The organism is Mycobacterium sp. WMMD1722, assembly GCF_049315205.1.
Lineage (GTDB): Bacteria > Actinomycetota > Actinomycetes > Mycobacteriales > Mycobacteriaceae > Mycobacterium.
Genome location: NZ_CP186056.1, coordinates 817,526 through 844,404 on the forward strand (window position 1 = coordinate 817,526; position 26,879 = coordinate 844,404).

The window sequence follows — 26,879 nt, forward strand, 5'->3', positions numbered from 1 at the left end:
TGGTTGCGGCGCCGGCGGTCACGCCGTCGCTCCGCGGTCCGCGTCGCGCCCGGATGCCAATCTCCGGCACAGCACGTCGGCCAGCTCGCGAACGGTTCCCACGGCCAGATCGCCGGCCGCCAGGCGGATCCCGGTCTCGCTCTCGATCCGGGTCCGCAGTTCCAGCGCGCCCAGCGAGTCGACGCCGTACTCGGCCAGCGCGCGGTCGGGGTCGATGTTGCGGCGCAAAATCAGACTGATCTGGTCGGAGATCAGCCGGCGCAGCCGGCCCGGCCATTCGGCCTCCGGCAGATCGTCGAGCATGGTGCGCAACTTCGCGGTCCCGCCGGCGTCGTCGCCGTCGGAGCGGAACGCTTCGGCGAAGCAACTGCGGTGGGCGAACGCCGTCAGGAATGGCGACCCGTCCACCGGCGTGTAGGCGCTGTAGGCGCGGTCGTGGCGGAGCAGAGCCGCCAAGGCGTACGCCCCCTCGTCCGGAGTGATGGCCGCACCCGCGCCCGCGGCGAACTCCGACGCCCGTCCGATCTGTCCCCACGCACCCCAGGCGATCGCCGTGGCGGGTAGGCCCCGTGACCGGCGCCACCGGGTGAAGGTGTCCACCCAGCTGTTCGCGGCGGCATAGGCGCCCCGACCGGGCATGCCCATGAGCGCGGCGACCGAGGAGAACACGCAGAACCAGTCCAACGGCTGACCGGCGGTGGCGGAGTGCAGATTCCACACTCCGAGCGCTTTGGGCGCCCAATCCCGTTTGAGGAGGTCGTCGGTGATGTCGGCCAGCATGGCGTCCCCGGCCGTCGCCGCGACATGCACCACGCCGCGCACCGGCAGACCGGTGGCCGTGGCGGTCTGCACCAGAGCCGGTGCGGTCGCCGGGTCGGCGATGTCGGCGCACTGGACGACGACATCACCACCCATCACGCGGATCAGCTCGATGGTCTCCAACGCCCGCAGCGTCGGCTGTGAGCGCGACGTCAGCACGATGCGCCCGCAGCCCGCCTCGACCATCTTCTCGGCGAGGAAGAGTCCCAGAGCGCTGAGTCCACCGGTGATGACGTAGGAACCGTCGGGGCGGAACACCCGGGCCCGCTCCGGCGGGATCACCACGGTGGCGGAGTCCGTGCGCGGGACGTCCAGCACGAGCTTGCCGGTGTGCCGGGCCCGGCTCATCGTGCGGATCGCCTCGGTGGCGTCGGCCAGCCGGTAGGCGGTGTGCGCGGGGCGGGGCAGCCGGCCGTCGGCGACCAGGCGGTACACCGTGCGCAGCAGGTCGCCGGTCCGCTGGGGACGGCTGCGTGCCAGCAGCGCCAGGTCGACGTAGTGGAAGCTGAGATTGTTGCGGAACGGGGACATCCCGAGCTGGGTGTCGGCGTAGACGTCGCGCTTGCCGATCTCGACGAACCGTCCGCCGACCGCCAACAGCTCGAAACCGGCGCGCTGTGCGGAGCCGGTCAGCGAATTCAGCACGATGTCGACGCCGTAACCACCGGTGTCCCGTCGGATGCGGTCGGCGAACTCCGTGCTGCGGGAATCGTAGACGTGCTCGATCCCGCCGGCGCGCAGACGCTCCCGCCGATCGTCGCTGCCGGCTGTGGCGAAGATCTGCGCTCCGGCCGCGCGGGCAATCGCGATCGCCGCCTGACCGACGCCTCCGGTCGCCGAATGGATCAGCACCCGGTCGTGCGAGGAGATCCCGGCGAGCTCGTGCAGCCCGTACCACGCGGTGACCGTGGCCGTGGCCACCGCGGCCGCCTGCTGATCGGTCAGCGCGTCGGGCAGCCGGACAGCCAGGCGTTCATCGCAGGTGACGAAGGTGCCCCAGCAACCGTCGGGGGAGAAGCCGCCCACCCGGTCACCGACGCGATGCGAGGTGACGCCCGGTCCGAGCGCGGTCACCACCCCCGCGAAATCCATTCCCAGCTCCGGGCGGTCGCCGGGATAGCGGCCCATGGCGACGAGGACGTCGGCAAAATTCACACCGGCCGCCTGGACGGCGACCTCGATCCGGCCCCGACCCGGTGACACCCGTTGGCAGGACACCAGTTCAACGGTCTCGAGGTTGCCGGGGGTGCGGACCTGCAGACGCATCCCGTCGTGGTCGGGATCAGCGGCTGCCTTGCGCCGATCGTCGGCGCCCAGTGGGGCGGGCCGAAGCCGTGCCGTGTACCACTCGCCGAGCCGCCAAGCGGTCTCGTCCTCCGGCGAGTCGCTGAGTAGCTGCGCGGTGAGCTGGGCGGCGTCGGTGGTTGCGTCGGTGTCGATCTGGGTGGTCTGCAGGTGCGGATGCTCGACTCCGATCGTCCGCACAAGGCCCCGTAGGGCTCCCTGGGCCAGATCCGGTACGTCCGCACCGAGGACACACTGCGCGCCGCGGGTCACCGTGACCAGGCGCGGCAACCGGCCCGGCACCGCCGGCACCTCGCGGGCGATCTGCAGGAAATGTCGCGCCCGGCTCAGCCCGAGTGCCGCAGGCCCGCCCGCTGCATCGGAATCGCCTGCCGCGGCGAGGATGACCAGTCCCGCGATCGGACGCTCGCGCAGGGCCGAGCCGAGTTCGGCTGCCTTGACGGCGGGGTCGGCGGTATCGGGCCACGACAGGGTGGTGCAGGAACCGCCGTGGCGTTCCAGCGATGCGGTCAGTGCGGCCGCCATCGCCTGCGTGGTGGCCGCGGTGCTGACCACCAGCCAGGCGCCGGGATCGTCACCGGACGGCTCGGGACGCCGGCGCTGCCGCCATTCGACCGTCAACAACCGCTCGCGCAGCAACCGGTCCCCGGCGTCGCGTGCGGGATCCTGGTGGTAGGTGAGTCCGTAAGCGCCCAGCAGTACTGCTCCGTCGCCGTCGAGGATCTCGACATCGGCCTGCAGCCCGGTGGTATCCGATCTCCCCACCCGGGCATAGCAGTATCGGGCCTGGCCGGCGGACCGGTACCGGCGCAGCCGGCGAACGCCCCGCGGCGGCCCCAGCACCTCTTCGCCGAACGCCTGCAGGTGTGCGCCGGCGGCGACGGCCTGCAGACAGGCGTCGACCAGCACGGGATGCACACCGTAGGTGTGCTGTTCGGCCTGCAGTGCGTCGGGCACGGCGATTTCGGCCAGCACCGACCCGGCCTCGTCACCGGTGCGCACCTCGCCCAGTCCGGTGAACGAGGGGCCGTACTGCACACCGAGACGGGTCAGGCGGTCCCGGGCCTCGGCGCCGTCGCCGCGCCGCGGATGCGCCGCGAGTACGGCCGCGATGTCGTGGACGGGGGGCTGCCGGGCGTCTGTGCACCGCAGGATCGCGCGAGCATGCCGCGAGTGCTCGCCGGCTCGGTTCCGCTCGACGACGAAATCGGCGCTGTCGGGCGAGGACAGTGACACCGACGCACCGACTGCGGTCTGCCCCTCGACCGCAAGCGCATCGAGGAAGTGCAGATCGTGCACTTCAACGTGGTCGCCGAGGGTGGATTCGGCTGCGGCCAGGGCCATTTCGCAGTAGGCCGCGACGGGAAGCGTCGGGGTGCCGTCGACGCGGTGCTCGCCGAGCCACGGATGGGCGGCGGTGCCGACCTCGGCCTCCCACACATACCGTTGCGGTTCCTGCTGCAGACCCACCTTGGCCCCCAGTAGCGGATGGGCGGCCACGGAGTGTGTGCTGGGTGACCACTGCCCGTCGTCGGATACCGAGAACCGTCGGTGCGTCCACCTCGGCAGCGGCGCGTCGACCAGTGACCCGACCGGGTGCAGCACCGAGAAGTCCACCCCGCCACCGGCGCCGTGCACCTTCGCCACGTAGCTCTCGAGCCCGTCCGGCAGTGGGGCGTCGCGATGCAGCGGCGACACGGTGGCCAGCGGCAGGTCGACGCCCTGGGCGATCTGTTCCAGCGATGCGGTGAGCAACGGGTGGGCGGCCAGCTCGGCGAAGACCCGGTGACCGTCCTCCAATGCCGCCCGCGCCGCCGCCGCGAAACGCACTGTGCGGCGCAGGCTGTGGGCCCAGTACCTGCCGTCGCACACCGGCTGCTCCCGGGGATCGAACCCGGTGGTGGAGTAGAACGCCACGGTGGGGGTCAGCGGGCGCACCTCGGCGAGGAGCTCGGCGAGCTCAGCCAGGATCGGATCCAGCTGCGGTGAGTTGGCGGCCACCTCGACGGTGATCTCGTCGGCCGGCACGTCGCGTTGCCGCCACGCGCTGACGAATTCGCGGACCCGCGCGGTGGCGCCGGCGATCACGGTGGTCTGCGGTGCGGCCACCGCTGCGATCGCCACATCCTTGGCCGCCGCCGTCGTCAGCTCCGAAAGAACCTTCTTGGCAGGCAGATCGACCGATGCCATCGCGCCGGAACCGGCGACGGCGGACATCAGGCGGGAACTGCGGCACACGACCCGCACCCCGTCCTCCAGGGACAACGCGCCGGCCACCACCGCCGCGGCGATCTCGCCCGTGGAATACCCGATCACCGCGCCCGGACACACGCCGCGCGCGGTCAGCGCCGCTGCCAGCGCGACCTGCAGGGTGAACAGCGTCGGCAGGACCCGGCCCACACCGCTCACCACCTCGGGTGCCGTCATGGCTTCGGTGACCGAGAAGCCGGCTTCGTGCGCGACCAGGGGCTCGACGGCGGCAACCGTGGCCGCGAACGCCGGTTCGGCTGCGAGCAGATCGACACCCATCCGGGCCCACTGCGCACCCGCACCCGAGAACACCCACACCGGACCACGATCGTCGGATCCGACCGCAGACTCGAAAGCTCCTCCACCGTCGGCGATCTCGCGCAATGTGTCGATCAGCTCGGGCCGGCCGGTGGCGAAGACCGCGGTGCGGACCGGCCGGTGCGCCCGCCGGCGGGCCAGCGTGTAGGCGAGATCGTCGATGCCGACCTCGGGATGGGCCCGGACCCACTCGGCCAGCCGCCCCGCAGTGTGTCGCAGCTCGTCGGCCGACGTCGCGGACAGCGGGAACATCCGCCGCGCCGTCGCCGGGGGCTGCGGGCGGGGTGGCGCGGGGACCGGATCCGGGGCCTGCTCGACGATGGCATGGACATGGGTGCCGGCCCACCCGTGCGCCGACACCGCTGCCCGGCGCGGGCGCGTACCGCCGGCCGGCCAGGGCGTCACCTCCTGCGGCACGAACAGCTGGGTGCGGCTGCGCGCGAGGGCGGCGGGCAGGCGGGTGAAGTGCAGATGCGGGGGCACGGTGGCGTCCTGCAACGAGAGGATCGCGGTGATCAGGCCGAGCAGCCCGGACGCGGACTGCGTGTGCCCCGCGTTGGCTTTCACCGATCCGAGCGCGCACGGCGACCCGACGCCGTACACCTCGCACAGACCGGCGTATTCGACGGCATCGGTCGACGGGACGCCGCAGCCGTGCGCCTCGACCATGCCGATGGTGTCGGCGTCCACCCCGGCAGCGGTCAGCGCCGCTCGGTACAGCGCGGTCAGTGCGGCCCGGGACGGCGTCGAGGCGTCCCCGCCGGAGCCGTCGCTGTTGGCGGCCGTACCCCGGATCACCGCCAGGATCCGGTCGCCGTCACGCTGGGCGTCCGCGAGCCGTTTGAGCACCAGCACGGCGATGGCCTCGCCGATCACCGATCCGTCGGCTGCGGCGTCGAATGGCCGGCACCGCCCGGTCGGGGATGCGGAATCCACGGCGGTCGCCTGCGGCCCGAGCGCGACGTGCGCGCCACCGGCCAACACCAGATCGCTCTCACCGTCCCTGAGGCTGCGGCAGCCGAGGTGTACGGCCATCAGACCCGAGGAGCACGCGGTGTCGATCGTCATGGCCGGACCGCGCAGGCCGAGGGTGCGGGCGATCCGCCCGGAGGCCATGCCGAGGCTGTTCGCCGCTGCGGCATCCGACCCTGCCTGCTGATGGTCGCGCTGCGCCAGACCGACGAAGACGCCGGTGGGGGAGTCGGCCAGCGTGGCCGGTGCGATACCGGCGTGTTCGAGGGCGTCCCAGGATGTCTCGAGCAGCAGCCGGTGCTGTGGATCGAGTGTGCGTGCCGTGTGCTCGTCGAGTCCGAAGAAGTCACAGTCGAAGCCGGCCACATCGTCGAGGAACGCCCCTGGCGGCTGGTTCGGGGTCATCAATCCCCGCTCCGCCGGTGCCTGCGTGACGAGGTCGTCGCCGTTCAGCAACGCAGACCACAGTCGCTCCGGTGAGTCGATCCCGTGCGGCAACCGGCAGGCCATCCCGATGACCGCGACGCGGTCGGCGGCATCGGCGCTCACTGGCTGCGCGGGATCGGCATCGACCGGGGATTTGCCTGGTCAAGGTCTGTCCCGCAGATAGTCACGTCATCTCCTCACGGCAGCGCGCACGCCGTTCGCTGAATCGCTCGCCGACCGGTTCCCGCGAGCTGAGCCACCCGCCAATTGACGCAGACGTAGGTGGCTCGGGTCAAGCATCGTGGCCGCGCGCCTGCGGCGCTCGACACGTGGCCAGACGGAAATGGCGAACATGCCCGACGCGCCGGCGCGGGGCCAACTTCCGGTTTCAAGCATGCGACGTTGACGCCTGCGGTAATTTTCTCCGCGTGACAGAGGTGCTCGAGACTTCGATTCCAGCGCTGCTGCGCGAGCGCGCCAGCCTGCAGCCGGACGACACGGCCTACACGTTCTTCGACTACGACGCGGACCGCGACGGCGTCGCGGAAAGCCTCACGTGGCCGCAGCTGTACCGGCGGGTGTGCAACGTCGCGCGGGAACTGCGGGGATGCACCTCGCCCGGCGACCGTGCGGTGATCTCCGCACCGCAGAGTCTGGACTACATCGTCGGCTTCCTGGGGGCCCTGGAGGCGGGACTCATCGCGGTCCCACTGTCGGTGCCCCTGGGCGGCGTCACCGACGAGCGGGTCGATTCGGTGCTCTCCGACGCCGCCCCCGCCGCCGTCCTCACCACCTCCGGTGTCGCCTCCGATGTCGCGGGACGGGTGGCCGCACAGCTCGGCACCGCTGCACCGGCGATCCTGGAGGTCGATCTGCTGGATCTGGACGCCCCGGTCCGCTACGACGCGCTCACCCCGCCGGCCGAGCAGCCCGACATCGCCTATCTGCAGTACACCTCCGGGTCGACCCGCCGACCGGCCGGCGTGATGATCTCGTACACGAATCTGCTGACCAACATCGCGCAGATCACCACCGACTACGCGGTGGACCACGGCGGGGTGGCCCCGCCCGACATGACCGTCGTGTCGTGGCTGCCCTTCTACCACGATCTGGGTCTGCTGCTGGGCATCTGCACGCCGGTCTACGGCGGCTTCCCCACGGTACTCACCAGCCCGGTGGCGTTCCTGGAGCGACCGGCGCGCTGGATGCAGTTGCTGGCCGGCCATCCGCAGGCCTTCTCGTCCGCGCCCAACTTCGCCTTCGAGCTGGCGGCACGCAAGACCTCCGATGCCGATATGGCCGACCATGATCTGGGCGACGTCTTCATCATCCAGAGCGGGGCCGAACGGGTGAATCCCACGACGCTCAACCGGTTCACCGACCGGTTCGCCCCGTTCAACCTCGACCCGCGGGTGATTCAGCCGTCCTACGGACTCGCCGAGGCCACCCTCTATGTGGCGACGTGCCGACCCGGTTCACCGCCCGACGTCGTCGGCTTCGAACCCGACGAATTGGCCGAGGGCATCGCGAAGCGATCCGCGAGCGGCACACCGCTGGTGGGCTACGACAACCCGCTGTCGGCGATCTCGCCGATGGTGCGGATCGTCGATCCGCAGTCACGCACCGAATGCCGCGACGGCACCACCGGTGAGGTGTGGGTGCACGGCGACAACGTCGGCATGGGTTACTGGAACCGGCCCGAGGACAGCGAGCGGGTCTTCCGCGCCACCCTCGCCGAACCCTCCGAAGGCACCCCTTCGGATCCGTGGTTGCGCACCGGCGACCTCGGGTTCCGCTCCGACGGCCAGCTGTTCATCGTCGGCCGCATCAAGGATCTGCTGATCGTCTACGGCCGCAACCACGCCCCCGACGACATCGAGGCGACGATCTCGGAGATCACCAAGGGCCGCGTCGCCGCGATCGGGGTTGCGTTCGAAGGCGTGGAGCAACTCGTCGCCATCGCCGAGGTCAAGGTGCGTGGTGCGGACGACCCGGAGGTGGCCGACCGGTTGGCCGCGGTCGCCCGGGAGATCACCGCCGCGGTGTCGCAGGCCCACGGTCTCACGGTCGCCGATCTGGTGTTGGTGGGGCCGGGTTCGATCCCGATCACCACCAGCGGCAAGGTGCGCCGGCAATCGTGCGCGGAACTGTACCGGCAGGGGCGTCTGACGCGAGTGGATCGCCGGTAACCGCCGAGCACCCTAGATGGTGAACAGCGCCTGCAGGATGGTGATCATCAGATCCAGCAGGACCGGTGGTGTGGCCGTCTGCCCGTCGGCGCCGACGATGCCGTCGAGCAGGCGGCCCTCCCCGCCGTCGCCGCCGGCGCCGGCGACCCGCTGCTCGAAAGCCGACGCGTCGCCGCCGCGGCCGCCGGCACCGCCGATGGTGAGCAGGTTGGCGGCATTGCCGCCCCGTCCGCCGTCGCCGCCACGGGCCATGCCGGGGATGTCGGTCGCCTGATCGAGCAGGTTGAAGGCCGAGCCACCGGCGCCGCCGGTACCGCCGGCGGTGGTTCCGTCGCCCCCGGCGCCGCCCGGACCGCCGGCGGTGACGCTGGGCGCGCCGTTCGTCCCGAAGATGGCGGCGATGGCGTTGAGCACCGTGCTCAACGGGGCGTATTCGATGGTGATCGCCAGACCGCCGTCGCCGCCGTCGCCGCCCGGGCCGGAGAGCCCGCTGCCGCCGGCGCCGCCGGCTCCTCCGGACACGAGGCCCGGCTGATACGCACCGTCCAGGTAGCCGAGGCCGACGCTGAGCACCTGACCGCCGTCACCGCCGGCCCCACCCCAGGCTCCCGCGCCGCCGTTTCCGCCGTTTCCGCCGCCGCCACTGAGGAATCCGCCGTTGCCGCCGTCACCACCGGGCCCGCCGTTACCGCGGGACAGCGAGCCGCTGCCGCCGTCTCCGCCGTTGCCGCCGGTGCCGCCGAAGCCGATCAGAAACGCCGGCCCACCCTTGCCGCCGGCACCGCCGCCGAGGCCGGCCCCCAGCAGCGTTCCGCCGGCTGCGCCGTGACCTCCGTTGCCGCCGTTGCCGATGAATCCGGCCGGGCCGCCGTCTCCGCCGTTCTCCCCGGAGCCCGGCGGCGGTGAGTAGCCGTCGCCGCCGTTGCCGAACAGCCAGCCGCCGGCTTTGCCGTCGGGGCTCGACGCCGTCCCGTCCGCGCCGTCGCCGATGATCGGCCGCCCGCGCCACATGTTGGCGCCCCAGGCGTCGAAGACCTCTTGGACGGTGAACCTGATCGGGATGTCCAGAATGGTGATCGGGGCGACCACGGTCTGGAACTGGTCGGCGAGTTCGAGCAACACGCCGGGCAGGACGAGCAGGAAGTCGACCTCCCCGGCCAGCGCGGTCACTTCACCGTCGCCGGCGCGGGCGGTGCCCGAACCGGTGGCCGCCATTGTCGTCGTCGTCGCGGCGGTGGGTGGCGTGGTCGGCGCCCCGGCGGCGGCGCCCGTCGCGGCGATCCCGGTGCCGCCCGTCGGCGCGGACCCCACCCGCTCGGCGGTGGTGCGGGACGCGACCGCGCGGGCGGTGGGCGCCCCGTCATCGACCGCCACCGTGGTGCGGACATCGGTGCCGCGCTGCACGCCGGCGCCGGCGAGGGCGATGGAGGTGGCCGGTCGCTCGGCCCGTTCGCTGCGCGAGGGTTCGGTGCTGCGGGCGGTGATCCGGGCCGCCGAGCCCGGATCGGCGGCCGGGCGGGCGCTGTCCTCGCGTCGATGGCGGCTGGCGGTCGACGACGCCGATGCCGTGCCGGCCGACGATCCGTCGGCGACGCCGACCCCGGTGGTCCGGGTCGGCCCGCCGCTCGACGAGGGGTGGCCGCGCTCCACGCGGGAGGGGGGACCGGCGTCACTGCCGGCGGCCGGGGCGGAATCGCGACCGGGTGTGTCGGCGTGGGCGACACCGGATCCGCTGGACAGGGACGCGGCGACACCCAACGCTACGGCGCCGGTGCCGAGCCAGACCGCGACCTCGCCGCGACGCTGCGCCGCGCGGTGACGGCCGGCCCGCCTCTTAGCTGCTTTCCGGACCCGATGCGTCGAACGGTGTCTACCGGCCACCGGCCGGACTCTACCGCCGCGCGCTTACGCCAGCGACAATTTTAGTCGAATCGCGTCAGCGGCTCAGGAGCCGACGCTGTCGGTGGCCAGCGCCTTGGCCCACCGATAGTCCGCCTTACCCGCGGGAGACCGGACGATCTTCGGTGACCGCAGGAACGCCTTGGGGATCTTGTAGCGGGCGATCGCACGGCTGCACGTCTGGACGAGCTCCTCGTCGGATGCCGTCGCCCCGTCGGCGAACTGGACGATGGCCACGACCTCACTGCCCCAGCGTTCCGACGGGCGACCGACCACGACGACGTCGTACACCGCGGGATGCGCGGCGATCGCTCGCTCGACCTCTTCGACGAAAATCTTCTCGCCGCCGGAGTTGATGGTCACCGAATCGCGGCCGAGCAGTTGAATCCGACCGTCGCTCAACACATTCGCCCGATCGCCGGGCACCGACCAACGCACCCCGTCGATCGTCGGGAACGTCTTGGCCGTCTTGGCCTCGTCACCGAGATATCCCAGCGGGATCAGATCGCGCCGGGCCAGCCAGCCGGGACCCTCCCCGGGGCCGAGCACCCGGTCGAACTCCGCGGAAACCACTGCGGTGTCGCTCTGCGGATTGAACGTCGCAGCCTCGACTTCGGCACCGGCGGCGGCATAGGTGCTCATCTGCGCGCCCGACTCGGACGAGCCCACCGCATCGAGCACGATGACGTGGGGAAGCGCCGCGAGGATGCGCTCGCGCACCGTCGGGGACAGCGGCGCCCCGCCGTTGGTGACGGTGACGAGCCCGGACAGATCGTGGTCGCCGTTCTCGATCTCGTCGAGCAGGGGCCGGGCGACCGCGTCGCCCACCATCGGGATGCTCAGCACCCGTTCGCGGGCGGCCACCCGCAGCGCGTCGGCGGGATCGAGGCGCTCGACGGAATCGGGGATGGCGATCTTGCCGCCCATCGTGACGGTGTTGTACGCCGCCCACTGCGCGGCGCCGTGCATGAACGGCGGGATCATCAGCAGGCCCATCGCCCCGCCGCCGGACACCGCCCGCTCGGCGAGCTCTTGGTAGGACTGCAGGAAGGTGTCGCTGCCGAAGGGGCGCCCGCCCATCGAGGACAGGAAGATGTCGTGCTGACGCCACAGCACGCCCTTGGGCATCCCGGTGGTGCCGCCGGTGTAGAGGATGTACAGATCGTCGGCCGACGGGGTCGGCATCCCGGCGGCCGGCGCCGGGGTGGCGATGATCGACTCGTAGTCCACCGCCCCCGGAAGCAGGGGGTGACCGGATCCGTCGTCGACCTGGATCAGCACCTGAAGCTGGGGCAGCTGGTCACGGACCGCGGCCACCTGCGGGGCGAACTCCGCTCCGTAGACCAACGCCGTGGCCCCCGCATCGGAGAGCAGGTAGACCAGCTCCTCGCCGACGTAGCGGTAGTTGACGTTGAAGGGCGCGACCCGTGCGCGGTAGCTGCCGATCATGGCCTCGAGATACTCGTTGCCGTTACGCAGATAGATGCCCAGGTGATCCTGGCCGGACTGGTGACCGGCCAGCGCGGTCCGTTCGGTGTGGCAACCCAGCCCCAGCGACGTCAGATAGTGCGCGACGCCGTCGATCCGGGCGTCGATGTCGGCATAGCTCAGCCGCCGATCGCGCCAGACCAGGAAGGTCTGCTCCGGCACCGCTCGGGCCACCGTCGCGAAGACCTCCGACAGATTGAAACCCGCGCCCTCGCTCGTCATGCGCATGACCATACATCGGGCATTTCTGCGTATGGTCGGCTGTCAGGCCGGATGCAGACCGCTACCGGTCAACACCGTCGGTTGCCAGCCCTGCGAGCCCACACACAGCAGCGGCCTACCGTCCGGAGCCTGGGCCGTCGACTGCGGATTCGGGCACGGCGCACCGATGTCCTGCACGCCGTAGAGGGCGTAGGTGGTGGTCCAGAACCCGGTGTAGACCGGCGGCCACTGGTTCGGGATGTACTTGCACTGCAACGGTTCTCCACCGCGGCCGCGGCCGAACACGTTGCGGTCCCAGCTGTAGCAGGGGCCGCCCAGATGGGCGTCATAGCTCATCCCCGGCACGTCGGTCGAGTAGCGGCCCGGATCGTCGGGGAAATCGTTCGACGGATCGGCGAGCGCGCCCGGCGCAAGGCCGACGGCGGCGCCGGCGACCGCCGCGGCGACGAGGAGTTCGCGAACCATGCGGGAAGAGTAGCCCGTGGGCGTCACCGCGCGGTCGGCTTTCGGTGGCGCCTACTCCTCGGTCCCCGCGCGGCCGGTCGTGTCGAGCACACTCACCGCGATGCCGTAGGGCAGGAACCGCACCTTGCGCCGGGGGTCGGTGTTGTTCTTGTTGGCCCGCAGCGCATCGAGTTCGCTCGGATACACCTGCTCGATCTGCGCGCCGCCGGCGTCGTCGACGGTGTAGATGGCCCACACCCCGTCGCCGGTCTCCCCGGTGGTCTCCGGTTCGGTACGGGGCCGGGAGAATCGTCCGAGCTCGTCGAGCAGCGCACCCCAGCCCGCGCGCTCACCGGACGTCGCGAAGAACCGGCCGACCCCTTCGAGCGCCTCGCGGGCCACGCGGTCGAGGTCCTCCGGATCGAAGCCGAAAGGTCCGTTGTTGCTCATCACTCCACGGTACGCACCGCGCGGGGTGCCGCACCGGGAACCGTCGAGGAGGGATAATGCGTGACCTATGGGTCCCGCACGTGCCGACATGCTTGCCGTCGTCGAACGTTCGCCGCAGCTGGTCGCGGCCCGCGACCGGGCGGGCTGGGTGGGCCTCTACACCCTCGACGCGCAGATCGAGGATCCGGTCGGCTCCCGGCCGCATCGTGGTCCCACCGAGATCGACCGCTTCTACGCCACCTTCATCGCGCCCAGGGAGATCACCTTCCACCGCGGGTCGGATCTGGTGGTCGACGACACCGTCGTGCGCGATCTCGAGCTGGAGGTACGGATGTCGGATGCGGTGAGCATGCGCATCCCCGCCGTCCTGAGATACGACCTCGTACCGACCGGCTCGGATCTGAAGATCACTCGGCTGCAGGCCTTCTGGGAGTTGCCCGCGATGGTCGCCCAGTTCCTGCGGGCCGGGCCGGCCGCGGTTCCCGTCGGGGGCGCTCTGAGTCTGGCTCTGCTGCGCAACCAGGGACTCACCGGTGCGGGGGGATTCCTCGCCGGATTCCGCGGCGCCGGCCGGTCCGGGCGGCGCGAATTCACCCGGTTCCTGTCCGATGCGCGGACCGGAGATGAGGTCGCCGTGCGGCGGCGACTGGCCAGGGGCGCCCGCATCACCCGCGGCGAGAGCCGCCCGCTGCCGGCTGCCGACCTGCTCGACCGCCTGACCGGCGCCGACGAGCACAAGGTCATCGTCGCCGGGCGGCATGTGGCTGCCGGGCTGCGGTCGGACCGGGGAGCCGCGGTCCTGCTGGCCGACGTGGCGAAGAACCCCTTCGCCATCACCAGGATTCGCTACTTCGACGATGAGAGCGCCTGACCGCCCCGACACGTCGAGCGGCGGTTAGTCGCCCGGTCCGGCGGGTAGTACGACCGGGTGAGCAGCCCCAGTGACGAGAACCAGAACAGCGAGTCGGACGTCGACGACGACGACAAGGTCGCCGCGTCGCGAGCCGGCAAGGACGGCGACGACGGTGAAGACGGCACATACGTGGGCCGCACCTTCTCCGACGACGCCCTCGATGACGAACAGACCGGCGCCGAGGCCCGCGCGCAGCAGGGCGGTAACTGACCGACTCGGGTGCGGCAGGGATACGTCCCGGGATACGGCGAGTTGCCCCGGGTGGCCGCGCCGGCGTGAGACGGTATGAGAACCATGCCTGACCACCAGTACATGACCTATGAGGAATTCGGCCGCAAATTCTTCGAGGTCGCCGTGACCGAGGAGCGCGTGGGCGAGGCGATCGGGCAGATCGCCGGCGACGCGTTCGAGATGGGCCCGATGGGGCAGGGTCCCGGGGGTCTGGCGAAGGTCACCGCGCGGGTGAAGGTGCAGACGCCGCGGGTGAAACGCCATGTCGGCGAGATGATCACCTTCGCTATCCGCATTCCGCTCGAGATCGACATGGTGGTCGACCTGCGGATCGACAAACCGCGGTTCGTGGTGTTCGGTGAGATCTCGCTGCGTGCGTCCGCTCTGGCCGCCGAACCGCTGTTGTTGATCCTCGACGTGAAGAAGCCACGCGCCAGCGACATCTCGATCCACGTCACCTCGAAGACGTTGCGCGCCGAGGTGGTCCGCATCATCGGCAACATCGACTCGGAGATCAAGCGGTTCATCGCCATGCATGTCGCCGGGGAGATCGACAGCCCGGAATCCCAGCAGGCGAAGGTGATTCCCGTGGGCGACATGATCGACGAGAGCTGGAAAGGGCTGTGATGACGACGCGACGCCTCGCGGTGGCGGCTCAGCCGCTGACCGGTTCCAGTGCCGGCCGACGGGGTCCCCGTCCCTGCGCGGAAGACACCCCGCGCAGGTGCCGCCACACCCACGGCATCAGCATATTCTGAGTCCATTGCACCTGTGAACGGGCCCGAGCCGCCGGAGTCGGCCGGGCGGCGTCCGCGTCGGCCGCCGCCCACCGGTGGTCGCTGCCCGGCAGCCCCAGCGCTTCGGCCGCCGCCGCGGCGAACAGCGCATGGCCGCGCGCCGAACCGTGGACGCGGTCGGCGCTCCAGGTTCCTGGCTGGGTCATCGAGGCGGCCGCGTACAGATCGACCAGCCGGAACCGGTGGTGGGCGCTCGCCACCCGGATGGTGCGGTTGATCCGGTGCACCCGGCCCGCCAGCACCCGGCCCACCGGGATGATCCGGGCGATGTCGGGAAACGTCGTGGTGACCACCGTCGCCCCGCAGCGCGCCAACCGATCGTAGAGATCCTCCAGCTCGGCCAGCGCGCTGTCGAACCGTCGGCCCGGCCGGGTCACGTCGTTCATGCCGATGCAGACGGTGATCAGATCCGGCCGCATCGCCAGTGCCGCGGGCAGCTGCTCGCGGCACACGTCGTCGATCCGGCGGCCGCGGACGGCGAGGTTGGCGTACTCCAGGCCCGGGTACAGCGAGTCGAGCTGCGCGGCAAGCCGATCGGCGAATCCCCGCAGATCGCCCCGGCCGTCGGTGTCCCAGAGGCCCTCCGTCTGGCTGTCTCCGAGCGCCACATAACGGCGGTAGCCGTCGACGAAATCCACCCCGTGATCGTACGGAGCGCGACGGGTTCGAACGCTCCGTCGCGGGTAGCCAGTAGATGGACGTCAACAGAAGGGATGACCACCCATGCCCAACGAACTGCAGGGCCGCCGGATCGCCGTGCTGGCCGCCGACGGGGTCGAGAAGGTCGAACTCGAACAGCCGCGAACGGTCATCGAGGAGGCCGGCGGATCCGTCGAGGTGCTCTCGGTCAAGGACGGACAGATCCAGGCGATGAACCACGACCTCGAGGCGGCCGGCGAAATCGCCGTCGACCGCAAGGTCGCCGACGCTTCGGTCGAGGACTACGACGGACTGGTGCTGCCGGGCGGCACGGTCAATCCGGACAAGCTGCGCCTCGACGAATCGGCGGTGGGCTTCGTGCGCGACTTCGTGCGCTCCGGTAAGCCGGTGGCCGCGATCTGCCACGGCCCCTGGACGCTGGTCGAGGCCGACGTCGTCCGGGATCGCACCCTGACGTCGTATCCGAGTATCCGCACCGATCTGCGCAATGCCGGCGCCACCGTCGTCGACCAGCAGGTCTGTATCGACGGCAACCTGATCACCAGCCGGTCACCCCAGGATCTCCCGGCGTTCTGTCAGGCCATCACCGACCAGTTCGCCACCACCCCGGCGCACACCTGAGGTCAGCGCAGCCGCAGCTGGGCCAGCAGGTGCTCGAGCCGGGTACGCGGCATCTGCACCTGCCAGCGCGGCAGCGTCGCGCTCACCGCGACCAGATCGGGCGCGAACGCGATCCCGGTCACCTGCAGCCCCCGGGGCAGCTCGGGCAGTTGAACCCGGTAGGCGGGAGTGCGCTGCGGCAGCTCCCAGCGGGCGCGGCGCATCGTCACCGCCCTGGGCTGCAGGCACAGCGTCGCTCCGTCCAGACGCGCGTCGACCTCGAGGTGGCCCAGGCCGGGGTGCCGGGCCCAGCGCAGCCGCGCGACCGCGTCGGCGCCCACCTCGCCGGCCAGACGTGGTGCGGCCCAACGGAACAACTCGTGCAGCCGGTCCGCGTGGACGTGGACGGTCGCTTCCACCGGAGCCGCCGACAGCACCGGTGCCACCGCGGGGCGCAGATGCACGCCGCGCAGGACGATCTCGGCCCGGTCGAAGCGGCTGTCGTTGAACCGCACGTCCCGGGCGGCGATACGGACGTCACCGAGGTTCCCGCTGGGCAGCGTTCGAACGTCCAGCCGCGGATCGAAGGCGGTGACCGTGGCGCTCAACTCACCCTCGTTGAGCTGTACCGTCACTCGGCGGCGCACGACCAGCCGGGGCAGCGTGACGAACAGCGTGCGCAGCAGTCGCATCGACTCGCGACGCTGCTGCCGGCCGGGATGCGTCACCACACCAGCATTCCATCCGCTGCGTAAGGTGGGGCCGGTGACGTCTGTGGTGATAGTAGGCAGCGGTTTCACCGGGTTCGAGTGCGCGCGGCATCTGGCCCGCCGGCTGCGCCGGCCGGGCGGGGACTCGGTCGACATCACGCTCATCTCGCCGGTCGACTACATGCTCTACACCCCGTTGCTGCCCGATGTCGCGGGCGGTCTGGTCGACGCCCGCTTCGTGACGATTCCGCTGGCCAACGCGCTGCGGGGGGTCGACGTGGTCCGGGGCCGCGTCGACGACGTCGACTTCGACGCGCGCACGGTCAGCTTCGTCGACCCGGAGAACCGGACGCACACCAGAACGTGGGACCGCCTCGTGCTCACGCCCGGTTCGGTGACCAAGCTGTTCGACGTCCCCGGACTCGCCGAGCACGCCAGGGGGCTGAAATCCACCGCCGAGGCGCTCTATCTTCGCGATCACGTGCTCGACCAGCTCGAGCTGGCCAAGATCGACACCGATCCCGCGCTCGCCGCCGCCCGACGCACGATCGTGGTGGTCGGCGCTTCGTACTCGGGAACCGAACTCGCGCTGCAGCTGCGTGCGCTGGCCGACGCGGCCGCCCAGCAGATGGGGTTCGACGCGCACAGCGTGCGTTTCGTGCTGCTCGACCTCGCCGAACAGGTGATGCCCGAGGTGGGGGAGCGGCTGGGCGAGGCCGCCCAAGGGGTGCTGCACGCCCGCGGTGTGGACGTCCGGCTGGGAGTGACCCTCGAGGAGGTGCACGCCGACCATGTCGTGCTCACCGACGGATCCCGGATCGACACCCATACGGTCGCCTGGGTGACCGGGGTGACCGGCGCCCCCCTGATCGAGAAGCTCGGCCTGCCCACCGAGCGCGGCCGGCTGAAGGTGGACGCCGACCTGCAGGTGCCCGGCCACCCGAATGTCTTCGCCGCCGGGGACGCTGCCGCGGTGCCCGATCTCACCGACCCCGGTGCCATCACCCCGCCGACTGCGCAGCACGCCACTCGGCAGGGAAAGACGCTGGCGCGCAACGTGGCAGCCAGCTTGGGATACGGCACCAAGAAGCTCTACAAGCACCGCAACATGGGTCTGGTCGTGGACCTCGGCCCGCGCAATGCGGTGGCCAATCCGCTGGGGGTGCAGCTGTCGGGGTTCCCGGCGAAAGCCGTCACCAGGGCCTACCACCTCTACGCCATCCCGCGGTTCGTCAACCGCTGGGCGGTGTCCCTGGCCTATCTGACCGACGTGTTCTTCGCGCGTTCGGTGGTGTCCATCGGCCTGTCCTCGGCCGACGACGCCCGATTCTCGGCCAGCGAGGGCATCCCGATGCCCAAAGCCGACTGATTAATCGGCCGCAGATGGGGAATCTTGATAGCCATGGCTACCTACCGTGTGTTGAACCCCAAGGGCGACGTCGTCGACACCAAGGACATCGAGAGCGCTGACGACGCGCACGCCTGGTTCGTCGATCAGAAGGCCGAACCGGAGTTGGGTTGGCGCATGGAGGTCCAGGGTGACGACGGGCAGTGGTCGTTCTTCGACGACAGCGAGGGCGACCGCAAATACTGACCGGGCGCGGGTGCCCAAACTCAGTGCGGGGCTGCTGCTCTACCGGATCTCCGCCGACACCGTCGAGGTGTTGATCGGACATCCGGGGGGACCGTTCTGGGCCAAGAAGGACGAGGGTGCCTGGTCCATCCCCAAGGGTGAATACCTCGACGATGAGGATCCGTGGGCGGCGGCCCAGCGCGAATTCGCCGAGGAGATCGGCGAATCGGTCCCGCCGGGCGAGCCGCACCGGCTGCAACCCATCCGGCAGTCCGGTGGGAAAGTGGTGACGGTCTTTGCGGTGAACGGTGAGCTCGACCTGCAGGGCGCCGTCAGCAACACCTTCACCCTGGAGTGGCCGAAGGGCTCGGGCGTCCTGCGCGAGTATCCGGAGATCGACCGGGTGGGCTGGATGTCGGTTGCCTTGGCCCGCACGAAGCTGCTGAAAAGTCAGCAGCCCGTGCTCGACCAGCTCATGGCGCTTCCCGACGTCCGCGGTCACTCCGAAGGTGTTGGCGTACACGACGAGTCGCACACGTCTCGATAGCGTTGACGGTGAGCGCCCGCCCGTGGAAGCGCCAACCCGCCGCGGTGCGCTGATATTCGTCGTCGTAGCGCAGATGCCACACCAGATCGGTCGGACCGCGCTCGGTCAGGGTCCAGTGGTGGGCGATGGCGGTGATGCGGCCCAGGGCGTAGTCCGGATCCGGTGTCTCGGCGTACACCTCGCCGACGATCGCGTGTTCGGTGCGCTCGACGTCCGACAGCGCGGCCATCGCGGCCCGGACACCGTCGTGGCCGTCGAGGCGCCGCACCGGGTCCAGGGCGCGCGGCGGATCGGGCAGCCGCAGCTGCGCGGTGTCGGTGAACAGCCGCACCACGTCGTCGAAGCGGCGGTCGTCGACGGCCGCTGCGTACAGGTGGACCAGGTCGGCCAGGGCCAACCGGTCGCCGATGGGCAGCCTCATGCCGTCAGGCCCAGGCGCTGTGCGCATGCGGAGAGCAGGTCGGTGGCCTGGTCGATCTCGGTCACCGGCGGCATCGCCAGGACCGCACGCTGAGCTCCCCGTTCGGCGAGCCGCTCGGCGCGGGTGGCGTCGATCCGGTCGACGGCGTGACCCAGGGACAGTTCGAGCAGGTCCGGATCCCGCCCGGCGCGTTCGGCGGCCGCGCGCATCTCGGTGACCAGCTGGGCCAGGTCGTCGCCGCCGACGCCCAGCGGCTGCAGACCATCCCCGACGCGGCCCGCCCGCCGGGCTGCCGCGCGGCTGTGGCCGCCGATGTGGATCGGGATGCGGCCCACCGGCTTCGGATACGACGCGGCATGGTCGAAATCGAAGAATTCGCCGTGGAACGAGGCACCGTCGGGGTGGTCGTCCCACAGGGTGCGCAGCACCTGCAGTTGTTCGTCGGCACGCCGTCCCCGCGTGGCGAAATCGGTGCCGCAGGCGGCGATCTCCTCGGCCAGCCAGCCGGTCCCGACGGCCAGGCGCACTCGACCGCCGGAGAGTACGTCGACCGTGGCCACCCGTTTGGCCAGCACCACCGGGTGGTGGTTGGGCAGCACCAGCACGCCGGTGGCCAGCCCGAGCCGGGTGGTGTGCGCAGCCAGGAACGACAACAGGTCCAGCGGATCAGGCACCGGGGTATCGGCCGAGAGCTCCACGCGCCCGGACCGGTCGTAGGGATAGACGCTGGCGTACTGCGTCATCAGCACGGTGTGCTCGACCACCACGAGGGATTCGAAATTGCATTCCTCGACGTGCCGGGCGAAGGCCGCCATCCACCCGGGATCGGCGGTGACCCCGGCGCCGACCGGCGCCACGACGGCGTATTTCACGGCAACCCGTTGCCGCGGCGGATCGACTCACGGCATTCACGCCGGGTCATCCCGGTCTGCTGCATACACACTCGCACCGGATTCTCCTGTTCGGGTGGAAACACCTCATCGCCGGGTCCCGGCAGTACGGTCGGATCGGGAATCTCCCCGGGAGTGAGCGACCAGATCGCCGCACCCGTGGACTGCAGCGTCCCGCAGTAGGCGGTGGTGCCGTCGGCGGTGGTGGCGGTGCTGCCGACGGTGGCGCAGGCGGAGCCCACGACGGCGACCGCCGGCGCGGTCGAGGTGGTCGTGATGGTGGGTGTTTCGGTGGTGGCGGGGGCCGGCGGCGGCGCGACCGCGGTGGGTGACAGCGCGCCGCTGGTGGTCGGGGTAGGCGTCCGGCTGGTGGTCACGGTGGTGGCATCGGTTGCCGCCGTTGATCGTTCATCGTCGGCGCGGCGGAACTCGGCGACCGCGACGACGACAGCCACGACCAACAGCACGGCGAGTAGGGACGGTATCAGCACCGCCGGGCTCTTCAGCGTCCGCTTGGTGCCGCCCGCCGCGGGTAGTGCCGGCCGGGTCGACGCCGGGCTGTCACCGTCCAGATGATGGCCGAGCGCGCGGGCGAAATCGGCGCAGTGCTCGAAACGATCGGCCGGGTCCTTGGCCAGTGCCCTGGCGAAAACCGGATCGGCGGCGGCCAGTTCGGCGCGGTGCTCGCCGGGCGCTGGCGGAGCCGCGGACAGATGTCGGCTGATCACGACGGCCGGATTGGTGCCGGTGAACGGCGGCCTGCCGGTGAGCAGATGGAAGGCGGTGGCGGCCAGGGCGTACTGGTCGGCGCGGCCGTCGAGATCGCCACCCATCAGTTGTTCGGGGGCGGCGTAGGAGACCGTTCCCACCGTCATGTTCGTCTCGGTCAGGCCACTGATGTCGTTCACCCAGCGTGCGATACCGAAGTCGGCCAACGCGATTCGGCGCTCACCGGACCCGCCCTGGCCCAGCAGGATGTTGGCGGGTTTGACGTCGCGGTGCAGCAGGTCGCGCTGGTGGGCGTAGTCCAGCGCGTCGGCGACGGCACGCACGATCGCCAGCGCCTCGGCCGGCGGCATCCCGTCGGGGTACCGGTCGCGCAGTTCACCGGCGGCGTCGGTGCCGTCGACGAAATCCATCGAGATCCACAGCTGCCCGTCGAATTCCCCGCGGTCGTGCACGCCGACGATGTGGGGGTGCCACAGTGTCGCAGCGATATCGGCTTCGCGGTGGAACCGCTCTCGGTAGGCCGCGTCCGCTGATACGGTCGCGGGCAGCACCTTCAACGCGTCTAACCGGGGGAGTCGCGGATGCTGGACGAGGTAGACCTCGCCCATACCGCCCGAACCCAGCTGTCGCACGACGGTGTAACCCGCGAACGTCGCCCCCTCGGCCAACGGCATGGCGCGATAGTACCGACCGGCGTTCGACCTGAGCAGAAAGGCGGATCGGTGGCAACGGTTCACGTAGGCGGGCAACCGCTGGCCGGCACCTTCACCAACGAGTTCCTGGCGCACCTGCAGGCGGCCACCGCGGCGCGGTTCGCCACGGGTAAGGGCTTCTTCCTCACCACCACCGAACCGGGCGCCGACGGGGCCGAGGCGACCGTCAGCCACTGGTTGCATCCGGCGCTGCCGGTGAGCTTCGCCTTCGACGTCGTCGACGGCTCCGGTGAGCGCATCGCCCCGGTCGCGCTCGGCCACGAGCAGATCGACGAGATCACGGCCGCCATGGACACCCCGAACGGGGTGCGCGGCAGCGACGGCCTCTGGTGGCCGTTCGCCGAACACCGGTAGCACGACCCCGCCAGGGTTTGTGGGAACGCTGGTTTCGGTTTTCGGCGCGCTGGCAATACGCGTGCCATGGCTGGGATCGGCGACGTCTTCGAGTGGGCCAAACACCAGGTGTCCTCCCGGGTACCGAAAGCGGACCTCGATCAGCGCGACTCCGATTACATCCTCGAGCAGTTGCCGGGCACCTGGTTGCTGGCGTCGTTGTACTTCCGGGCCGACGTGCGCGGGCTCGACCGCATCCCCAAGGACGGTCCGGTCCTGCTGGTCGGCAACCACAGTGGCGGCAACATCCCGCCCGACACGTTCGTCTTCACCCTCGCGTTCTGCTCCTATTTCGGCGTCGAGCGGCCGTTCTACCAACTCGCGCACAACCTGGTCGTCTCCGCACCGGGGCTGGGGTGGCTGCGGAAATTCGGCACCGTCGCGGCCAATCACGAGAATGCAAGGCTCGCCCTGGAATCCGGGGCGGCGCTGCTGGTCTACCCGGGCGGCGACTACGAGGTGTTCCGGCCGTCCTGGGAGCGTCACCGCGTCGACTTCGGCGGGCGCAAGGGATATGTCAAGCTGGCCCGCGAGGCCGGGGTGCCGATCGTTCCGGTCGCCAGCGTCGGCGGTCAGGAGGCGGCCCTGTTCCTCGACCGCGGTCAGTGGCTGGCCAAGCTGCTGATGGTGGACAAGCTCGCGCGGCTCAAGAGCGTGCCCATCCTGCTGGCCCCACCGTGGGGTCTGGTGGTCAGCGATCTGATCCCCCGGCTTCCGCTGCCGACCAAGATCGTGATCGAGGTGCAGGATCCGATCGACGCGTCCGACATCGCCGGCGCCGACGACGACGTCATCAACGACAAGGTGGTGGCCAGCCTGCAGGACGGGGTGGACCGGCTGGCGGCCGAACGACGTTTCCCCCTGGTGGGTTGATGATGAGCGCTTGCGCGAAGAACAAGGTGTCCCGATGAGCGCTTGCGCGAAGAGCAAGGGGTCCCGATGAGACTCGAACGGCGGTGCGTGCTCGACGCCGACCCGGCCACGGTGTGGAAGACGGTCAGCAACCCGGACTGCTATCCGGAGTTCATGGCCAGTCTCGAGCGCTGGGAGACCGCGACCGACGGGCCGGTGGCCGTCGGCTCCCGGTTCACCGTCCACTGGAAGGTCGGTTCGGTGCCGATCGGTGGGCTTGTGGAGATCGTCGAGTTCGACGAGCCGCGGGACCTGGCCTGGATCGGCATCACCGGAATCACTCTGCGCGGACGGTTCCGCCTGCGGGAATCCTCCGACGGGCGCACCAAGGTGACGTTCCGGCTCTCCTACGAGGCGCCGGGCGGTCTGCTGGGGCTGCTCGCCGACCGGGTCGCGGCCCGGCAGGTCGGTCGCAACATGTCCGAGACGCTCAAACGACTCAAAACCCTCGTCGACGGCTGACCTGGCTCGGCGTCGTTTGGCGGCATCGGTCGCGGGTAGTCCGCCGGGGTGGCTGACTCAACGAGGCTCGCGCTGGTCACCGGCGCCTCCACCGGAATCGGATTCGAGTTGGCCAAGCTCTTTGCGGCCAACGGCTACGACCTGGTGATCGCCGCTGACGAACCGCGGATACACGGTGCGGCCGAGGAACTCTCGGCTCTCGGACCGACGGTGACTGCGGTCGAGGCGGACCTGCGGACCGCCGACGGCGTCGCCGGGCTCTACCGGACGGCCACCTCGGGCGGTCGGCAGCTGGATGCCGCGGCGCTCAACGCCGGGATCGGCCGCGCGGGCCGGTTCATCGACGGCGACTTGGACGAGGACATGTCGATCATCGACCTCAACGTCAGATCCACCGTCCACCTGGCCAGGCTGGTGCTCAGCGATATGGCCGCCGCGGGTGCGGGCCGGGTGCTGTTCACCTCGTCGACGGTCGCGGCGATGCCCGGCTCGTACCAGAGCATGTACAACGCGTCGAAGTCGTTCGTGCAGAGTTTCGCCGAAGCCCTGCACGACGAGATGCGCGGCACCGGCGTCACCGTCACCGCGCTGATGCCCGGCCCGGTGGACACCGCCTTTTTCGACCGCGCCGAGATGGACAACACCGTGATCGGAGGGCTGCTGCCCAAGGACGATCCCGCCGAGGTGGCCCGGCATGGCTTCGAGGCGATGATGCGTGGCGATCAGAAGGTGGTGGCGGCCTCGGCGATGTCCAAGGCGCTCGGGACGCTCAACACCGTGCTGCCGGATGCGGTCAAAGCGGCGATGAACCGGCTGATCGCCAGACCGCGCTGAGCGGTCAGCCCGCCGGCGGTGGGGGAGCGGCGGGCGCGGGGCGCGGGGCGACCGGGGTGGCCTTGATCGTGGTGATGCCGTTGCTGCCCACCCGCGGCCCGGCGGCCGGACCCATCGCGGCGATCGCATCGGCCGCGGCCTGCGAGCAGTCGAGGGAGAGCAGCATCTTCCCGCCGGAGGTGACCTTCTGGGTGTCGACCAGGCATTGCGCCTGCGGCAGCACGCTGCCGAACGAGCCGCCGAAACCCGTGCTGACACCCTGCGATTTGAGGATCGCCAGCGCCTTCGCGTAGGGCTCACCGATCACGTTGTAGGTGCCACCGGGCTGGGAGAACGCCACAGCGGAGCTGATCACCGCTGCGGATCCGGCGGCCAGTACCCCGGCGCCGAGCATCACGAGCTTCTTCACATGGCCTCCGTCGGTTGTGGTGCGGTGCGAACATATCGCAGCCGTGACCTATGTGAAACCGGAGCGCGGCCGCCCGGCGTTACATCCGCCGGTCGACGCCGGGATCGACCAGCGCATGCATCACCTCGCCGAGCGCGGCGGCGCGGACGTCGTCGAACACGTCCTCCACCAACCGCTGCCGGCCGTCCGGCCCGCCGAGCGGGATCCGCCAGTTCGGATATTCGTCGCTGGTCCCCGGCTGATTCTGGGCGCGCAACTCACCGACGGCGTCGGCCAGCGACAGGGTCAGCAGCCGCGACGGGGTGCGGCCCAGATAGCGGTGCAGCGCGAGCACGACGCTGTCAGTGTCGGTCTCGGCTCCGTCGTCGGGGGGAAGCAGACCGACCCGCCGCAGCTCGGCCAGCCAGGCGGCCTGGGCGGCCCGGTCGTCGGCCAGTTCGTCGGCCGCCGGGCGGGTCAGCAGGCCCAGTTCGTCGCGCAGCCGGACGTGTTCACCGGCCAGATAGCCGGCGGTCGGGGGCAGATCGTGGGTCGTCACCGCCGACAGGCAGTCCTGGCGCCAGCGTTCGGCTTGTAGCGGGCCGCCCGTCCCGCCCGGTCCGCGGTCGTGTTCGAACCACAGGATCGACGTGCCGAGCAACCCGCGGTCGCGGAGGTACTCACGAACCCACGGCTCCACGGTGCCCAGATCCTCACCCACCACCACCGCACCGCAGCGATGCGCCTCCAGCGCGACGATGCCGATCATCGCCTCATGGTCGTAGCGGACGTAGGTGCCCACGGTGGGCGACGCGCCGCGCGGGATCCACCACAGCCGGAACAACCCGATGATGTGGTCGATGCGCACCCCGCCGGCATGCCGCAGGACCGCGTTGACCAGCGCACGGAACGGTTCGTACTCCCGTTCCACCAGCTGATCGGGCCGCCACGGCGGCTGCGACCAGTCCTGGCCGAGCTGGTTGAACTCGTCCGGCGGCGCCCCGGCCGTCACCCCGAGTGCGAGGACGTCCTGTAACGCCCAGGCGTCGGCGCCGTCCGGGTCGACGCCCACGGCCAGATCGTGCAGCACGCCCAGATCCATTCCCGCACCCAACGCGGTGGCGTGCGCCCGGGTCAGCTGATCGTCGAGCTGCCACTGCAGCCACCGGTGGAAATCGACGTCGTCGGCGCGTTTGGCCGCGAAGGCCGCGACGGCCGGACTGGCCGGATGCTGCAGGTCCTGCGGCCAGGCGTGCCAATCGTTGCCATGTCTGTCGGCCAGGGCGCACCACACCGCGAAATCGTCGAGGCTGCGCCCCTCGCGATGCCGGTACCCGGCGTAGGCCAATTCCCGGCCCGCCGAGCGCTCGACCCGGTACACCGCCTCCAGCGCGGCCCGCTTGGCGCGCCAGGCGGCATCGCGGTCGACGAGGTCTTTGCGGGCGGCGCGCGACTGGACCTCGGTCCGCAATCGGCGCAGCTTGCCCCGGTGACGCAGCCCGGCGAACTCGGCGACCGCCTCGGGCCGCAGATACAGCGGGTTCACATAGCGCCGCGAGGTCGGCAAGTACGGCGAAGGCTCCATCGGAGCGGTCGGGACCGCGGCGTGCAACGGATTGACCAGGATGAAGCCCGCGCCGTGCCGGGTCGCCGACCATACGGCGAGGTCAGTGAGGTCGGTGAGGTCGCCGACGCCCCACGAATCCCGCGAGCGGACGCTGTAGAGCTGGGTGGACAACCCCCAGCTACGTCGTTCCCCGAGGCGCGGGGGCAAGGCCAGCCGGTCCGGGGTGACGATCAGCGCGGTGTCGGTCTCGAACGATCCGACCCGCAGGCGCACCCGGTGGTAGCCGAGGGGGAGGTCGGCGGGCAGTTCGAAGCTGGCCTCACCGACCAGGCGGCCATCGAGGTCGAACGGTGGTGTGTCGTTGGTGAGCTGGCGTAGACCGGTGCGGATCGAACCGTCCTCCAGCTGCACCGACAAATCGACGGCATCGCCGTGGGTGACATGCACCCAGAACGGGGTGGCCGACCCGCGGCGGGCGACGATCGTCGGGGGCAGCGACCGCTGCCAGTGGCGCCGGCGGTCGGCGGTCAGCGCCGCGGTGCGCTCATCCTCGTCGCCCGCCGGCACCCCGAGCGCGGCCAGCACCGCCACCAGGGTCGATTCGGGCGCTGCCACCGTCGCGCCGCTCCAGTCCTCGTAGTGGGTGGCCACGCCGTGGCGATCAGCCAGTTCGACCAGCGCGGGAGACAGCGGCGTGTCGGCAGTCATGACCGCCATCCTGCCGGGACCGGCGTGCGACGGCATTCCCGCCTCGGCC

Annotated in this window: 25 protein-coding genes; 13 read left to right on the forward strand and 12 right to left on the reverse strand. The window is 70.7% G+C overall.

The features are described 5' to 3' along the window. Window positions 1–18 precede the first annotated feature (18 nt). The gene (pks2, locus tag ACN27E_RS03660) at window positions 19–6,213 is read right to left on the reverse strand and encodes a sulfolipid-1 biosynthesis phthioceranic/hydroxyphthioceranic acid synthase (RefSeq protein WP_422746647.1); all 6,195 of its coding nucleotides are present in this window, start codon (window positions 6,211–6,213) and stop codon (window positions 19–21) included. A 314-nt stretch (window positions 6,214–6,527) separates the two neighbouring features. Here pks2 and ACN27E_RS03665 point away from each other — a divergent pair, with 314 nt between their 5' ends. Then, on the forward strand, window positions 6,528–8,279 hold the full coding sequence (locus ACN27E_RS03665) for an AMP-binding protein (RefSeq protein WP_422749581.1): 1,752 nt from the start codon (window positions 6,528–6,530) through the stop codon (window positions 8,277–8,279). A 12-nt stretch (window positions 8,280–8,291) separates the two neighbouring features. Here ACN27E_RS03665 and ACN27E_RS03670 read toward each other — a convergent pair whose 3' ends face one another. Next, window positions 8,292–9,494, reverse strand: coding sequence for a PGRS repeat-containing protein (locus ACN27E_RS03670; RefSeq protein WP_422746648.1), 1,203 nt, complete (start codon window positions 9,492–9,494; stop codon window positions 8,292–8,294). Here ACN27E_RS03670 and ACN27E_RS03675 point away from each other — a divergent pair. Continuing rightward, window positions 9,484–10,098: a hypothetical protein gene (locus ACN27E_RS03675; RefSeq protein WP_422746649.1), complete on the forward strand. Its 615-nt coding sequence runs from the start codon at window positions 9,484–9,486 to the stop codon at window positions 10,096–10,098. The genes ACN27E_RS03670 and ACN27E_RS03675 overlap by 11 nt on opposite strands. A gap of 125 nt (window positions 10,099–10,223) precedes the next feature. On the opposite strand, the gene ACN27E_RS03680 is transcribed toward ACN27E_RS03675, so the two are convergent. Genes ACN27E_RS03680 through ACN27E_RS03690 form a run of 3 tightly spaced genes read right to left on the reverse strand, consistent with a single transcriptional unit; the run spans window position 10,224 to window position 12,782 of the window. Next, window positions 10,224–11,888 carry an acyl-CoA synthetase gene (locus ACN27E_RS03680; RefSeq protein WP_422746650.1) on the reverse strand — a complete coding sequence of 555 codons (1,665 nt, stop codon included), beginning with the start codon at window positions 11,886–11,888 and terminating at the stop codon, window positions 10,224–10,226. 42 nt (window positions 11,889–11,930) lie between these two features. Then, window positions 11,931–12,353, reverse strand: coding sequence for a hypothetical protein (locus ACN27E_RS03685; RefSeq protein WP_422746651.1), 423 nt, complete (start codon window positions 12,351–12,353; stop codon window positions 11,931–11,933). Window positions 12,354–12,404: 51 nt separating this feature from the next. Next, complete coding sequence (locus tag ACN27E_RS03690) at window positions 12,405–12,782, reverse strand: hypothetical protein (RefSeq protein ID WP_422746652.1); 378 nt, start codon at window positions 12,780–12,782, stop codon at window positions 12,405–12,407. A 67-nt stretch (window positions 12,783–12,849) separates the two neighbouring features. On the opposite strand from ACN27E_RS03690, the gene ACN27E_RS03695 reads away from it, so the two are divergent. The 3 genes from ACN27E_RS03695 (at window position 12,850) to ACN27E_RS03705 (ending at window position 14,553) form a co-directional block, all read left to right on the forward strand. Then, entirely contained in the window at window positions 12,850–13,653 is an 804-nt protein-coding gene (locus tag ACN27E_RS03695) for a nuclear transport factor 2 family protein (protein WP_422746653.1), read from the forward strand. Between the two features lie 57 nt (window positions 13,654–13,710). Next, complete coding sequence (locus ACN27E_RS03700; RefSeq protein ID WP_422746654.1) at window positions 13,711–13,905, forward strand: hypothetical protein; 195 nt, start codon at window positions 13,711–13,713, stop codon at window positions 13,903–13,905. Window positions 13,906–13,989: 84 nt separating this feature from the next. Next, a complete protein-coding gene (locus ACN27E_RS03705) occupies window positions 13,990–14,553 on the forward strand; it encodes a hypothetical protein (protein ID WP_422749583.1) in 564 nt (187 codons plus the stop codon). A 28-nt stretch (window positions 14,554–14,581) separates the two neighbouring features. On the opposite strand, the gene ACN27E_RS03710 is transcribed toward ACN27E_RS03705, so the two are convergent. Next, window positions 14,582–15,361 carry an SGNH/GDSL hydrolase family protein gene (locus tag ACN27E_RS03710; protein WP_422746655.1) on the reverse strand — a complete coding sequence of 260 codons (780 nt, stop codon included), beginning with the start codon at window positions 15,359–15,361 and terminating at the stop codon, window positions 14,582–14,584. An 85-nt stretch (window positions 15,362–15,446) separates the two neighbouring features. Here ACN27E_RS03710 and ACN27E_RS03715 point away from each other — a divergent pair, with 85 nt between their 5' ends. Next, window positions 15,447–16,004, forward strand: coding sequence for a type 1 glutamine amidotransferase domain-containing protein (locus ACN27E_RS03715; RefSeq protein WP_422746656.1), 558 nt, complete (start codon window positions 15,447–15,449; stop codon window positions 16,002–16,004). 2 nt (window positions 16,005–16,006) lie between these two features. Here ACN27E_RS03715 and ACN27E_RS03720 read toward each other — a convergent pair whose 3' ends face one another. After that, window positions 16,007–16,714, reverse strand: a complete 708-nt coding sequence (locus ACN27E_RS03720; RefSeq protein WP_422746657.1) for a hypothetical protein — start codon at window positions 16,712–16,714, stop codon at window positions 16,007–16,009. Window positions 16,715–16,748: 34 nt separating this feature from the next. On the opposite strand from ACN27E_RS03720, the gene ACN27E_RS03725 reads away from it, so the two are divergent. Genes ACN27E_RS03725 through ACN27E_RS03735 form a run of 3 tightly spaced genes read left to right on the forward strand, consistent with a single transcriptional unit; the run spans window position 16,749 to window position 18,813 of the window. Then, complete coding sequence (locus tag ACN27E_RS03725) at window positions 16,749–18,062, forward strand: NAD(P)/FAD-dependent oxidoreductase (protein WP_422746658.1); 1,314 nt, start codon at window positions 16,749–16,751, stop codon at window positions 18,060–18,062. A gap of 33 nt (window positions 18,063–18,095) precedes the next feature. Then, on the forward strand, window positions 18,096–18,287 hold the full coding sequence (locus ACN27E_RS03730; protein WP_422746659.1) for a hypothetical protein: 192 nt from the start codon (window positions 18,096–18,098) through the stop codon (window positions 18,285–18,287). A gap of 10 nt (window positions 18,288–18,297) precedes the next feature. Beyond that, window positions 18,298–18,813 (forward strand): NUDIX domain-containing protein, encoded by a 516-nt coding sequence (locus ACN27E_RS03735; protein ID WP_422746660.1) that lies wholly within the window; start codon window positions 18,298–18,300, stop codon window positions 18,811–18,813. Here the strand turns inward: ACN27E_RS03735 and ACN27E_RS03740 are convergent. The 3 genes from ACN27E_RS03740 to ACN27E_RS03750 are packed head-to-tail and all read right to left on the reverse strand — an operon-like array spanning window position 18,740 to window position 21,527. Beyond that, window positions 18,740–19,234 carry a nuclear transport factor 2 family protein gene (locus tag ACN27E_RS03740; RefSeq protein ID WP_422746662.1) on the reverse strand — a complete coding sequence of 165 codons (495 nt, stop codon included), beginning with the start codon at window positions 19,232–19,234 and terminating at the stop codon, window positions 18,740–18,742. The genes ACN27E_RS03735 and ACN27E_RS03740 overlap by 74 nt on opposite strands. Next, a complete protein-coding gene (locus tag ACN27E_RS03745) occupies window positions 19,231–20,106 on the reverse strand; it encodes an LLM class F420-dependent oxidoreductase (RefSeq protein WP_422746663.1) in 876 nt (291 codons plus the stop codon). Before ACN27E_RS03745 ends, ACN27E_RS03740 begins: the two co-directional genes overlap by 4 nt. Continuing rightward, on the reverse strand, window positions 20,103–21,527 hold the full coding sequence (locus tag ACN27E_RS03750; protein ID WP_422746665.1) for a serine/threonine-protein kinase: 1,425 nt from the start codon (window positions 21,525–21,527) through the stop codon (window positions 20,103–20,105). Before ACN27E_RS03750 ends, ACN27E_RS03745 begins: the two co-directional genes overlap by 4 nt. Window positions 21,528–21,575: 48 nt before the next feature. Here ACN27E_RS03750 and ACN27E_RS03755 point away from each other — a divergent pair, with 48 nt between their 5' ends. The 4 genes from ACN27E_RS03755 (at window position 21,576) to ACN27E_RS03770 (ending at window position 24,167) form a co-directional block, all read left to right on the forward strand. After that, window positions 21,576–21,920 (forward strand): hypothetical protein, encoded by a 345-nt coding sequence (locus ACN27E_RS03755; protein WP_422746667.1) that lies wholly within the window; start codon window positions 21,576–21,578, stop codon window positions 21,918–21,920. Between the two features lie 66 nt (window positions 21,921–21,986). Then, complete coding sequence (locus tag ACN27E_RS03760; protein WP_422746669.1) at window positions 21,987–22,832, forward strand: lysophospholipid acyltransferase family protein; 846 nt, start codon at window positions 21,987–21,989, stop codon at window positions 22,830–22,832. 66 nt (window positions 22,833–22,898) lie between these two features. Continuing rightward, the gene (locus ACN27E_RS03765) at window positions 22,899–23,333 is read left to right on the forward strand and encodes an SRPBCC family protein (protein ID WP_422746670.1); all 435 of its coding nucleotides are present in this window, start codon (window positions 22,899–22,901) and stop codon (window positions 23,331–23,333) included. 48 nt (window positions 23,334–23,381) lie between these two features. Beyond that, window positions 23,382–24,167, forward strand: a complete 786-nt coding sequence (locus ACN27E_RS03770; protein ID WP_422746672.1) for an SDR family NAD(P)-dependent oxidoreductase — start codon at window positions 23,382–23,384, stop codon at window positions 24,165–24,167. Between the two features lie 4 nt (window positions 24,168–24,171). On the opposite strand, the gene ACN27E_RS03775 is transcribed toward ACN27E_RS03770, so the two are convergent. Together ACN27E_RS03775 and malQ are read right to left on the reverse strand one after the other, a co-directional pair. Next, window positions 24,172–24,576 carry a hypothetical protein gene (locus ACN27E_RS03775; RefSeq protein WP_422746673.1) on the reverse strand — a complete coding sequence of 135 codons (405 nt, stop codon included), beginning with the start codon at window positions 24,574–24,576 and terminating at the stop codon, window positions 24,172–24,174. A 79-nt stretch (window positions 24,577–24,655) separates the two neighbouring features. Continuing rightward, the gene (gene malQ, locus ACN27E_RS03780; protein ID WP_422746675.1) at window positions 24,656–26,830 is read right to left on the reverse strand and encodes a 4-alpha-glucanotransferase; all 2,175 of its coding nucleotides are present in this window, start codon (window positions 26,828–26,830) and stop codon (window positions 24,656–24,658) included. Window positions 26,831–26,879 lie beyond the last annotated feature (49 nt).

Bases quoted from the DNA above. Each gene is read 5' to 3' on its own strand.
- ACN27E_RS03730 (WP_422746659.1), top strand. From the start codon at position 18,096: ATGGCTACCTACCGTGTGTTGAACCCCAAGGGCGACGTCGTCGACACC.
- ACN27E_RS03740 (WP_422746662.1), bottom strand. From the start codon at position 19,234: ATGAGGCTGCCCATCGGCGACCGGTTGGCCCTGGCCGACCTGGTCCAC.
- ACN27E_RS03695 (WP_422746653.1), top strand. From the start codon at position 12,850: ATGGGTCCCGCACGTGCCGACATGCTTGCCGTCGTCGAACGTTCGCCG.
- ACN27E_RS03685 (WP_422746651.1), bottom strand. From the start codon at position 12,353: ATGGTTCGCGAACTCCTCGTCGCCGCGGCGGTCGCCGGCGCCGCCGTC.
- malQ (WP_422746675.1), bottom strand. From the start codon at position 26,830: ATGACTGCCGACACGCCGCTGTCTCCCGCGCTGGTCGAACTGGCTGAT.
- ACN27E_RS03705 (WP_422749583.1), top strand. From the start codon at position 13,990: ATGCCTGACCACCAGTACATGACCTATGAGGAATTCGGCCGCAAATTC.
- ACN27E_RS03715 (WP_422746656.1), top strand. From the start codon at position 15,447: ATGCCCAACGAACTGCAGGGCCGCCGGATCGCCGTGCTGGCCGCCGAC.
- ACN27E_RS03680 (WP_422746650.1), bottom strand. From the start codon at position 11,888: ATGACGAGCGAGGGCGCGGGTTTCAATCTGTCGGAGGTCTTCGCGACG.
- ACN27E_RS03670 (WP_422746648.1), bottom strand. From the start codon at position 9,494: ATGGCGGCCACCGGTTCGGGCACCGCCCGCGCCGGCGACGGTGAAGTG.
- ACN27E_RS03750 (WP_422746665.1), bottom strand. From the start codon at position 21,527: ATGCCGTTGGCCGAGGGGGCGACGTTCGCGGGTTACACCGTCGTGCGA.
- ACN27E_RS03760 (WP_422746669.1), top strand. From the start codon at position 21,987: ATGGCTGGGATCGGCGACGTCTTCGAGTGGGCCAAACACCAGGTGTCC.
- ACN27E_RS03690 (WP_422746652.1), bottom strand. From the start codon at position 12,782: ATGAGCAACAACGGACCTTTCGGCTTCGATCCGGAGGACCTCGACCGC.
- ACN27E_RS03765 (WP_422746670.1), top strand. From the start codon at position 22,899: ATGAGACTCGAACGGCGGTGCGTGCTCGACGCCGACCCGGCCACGGTG.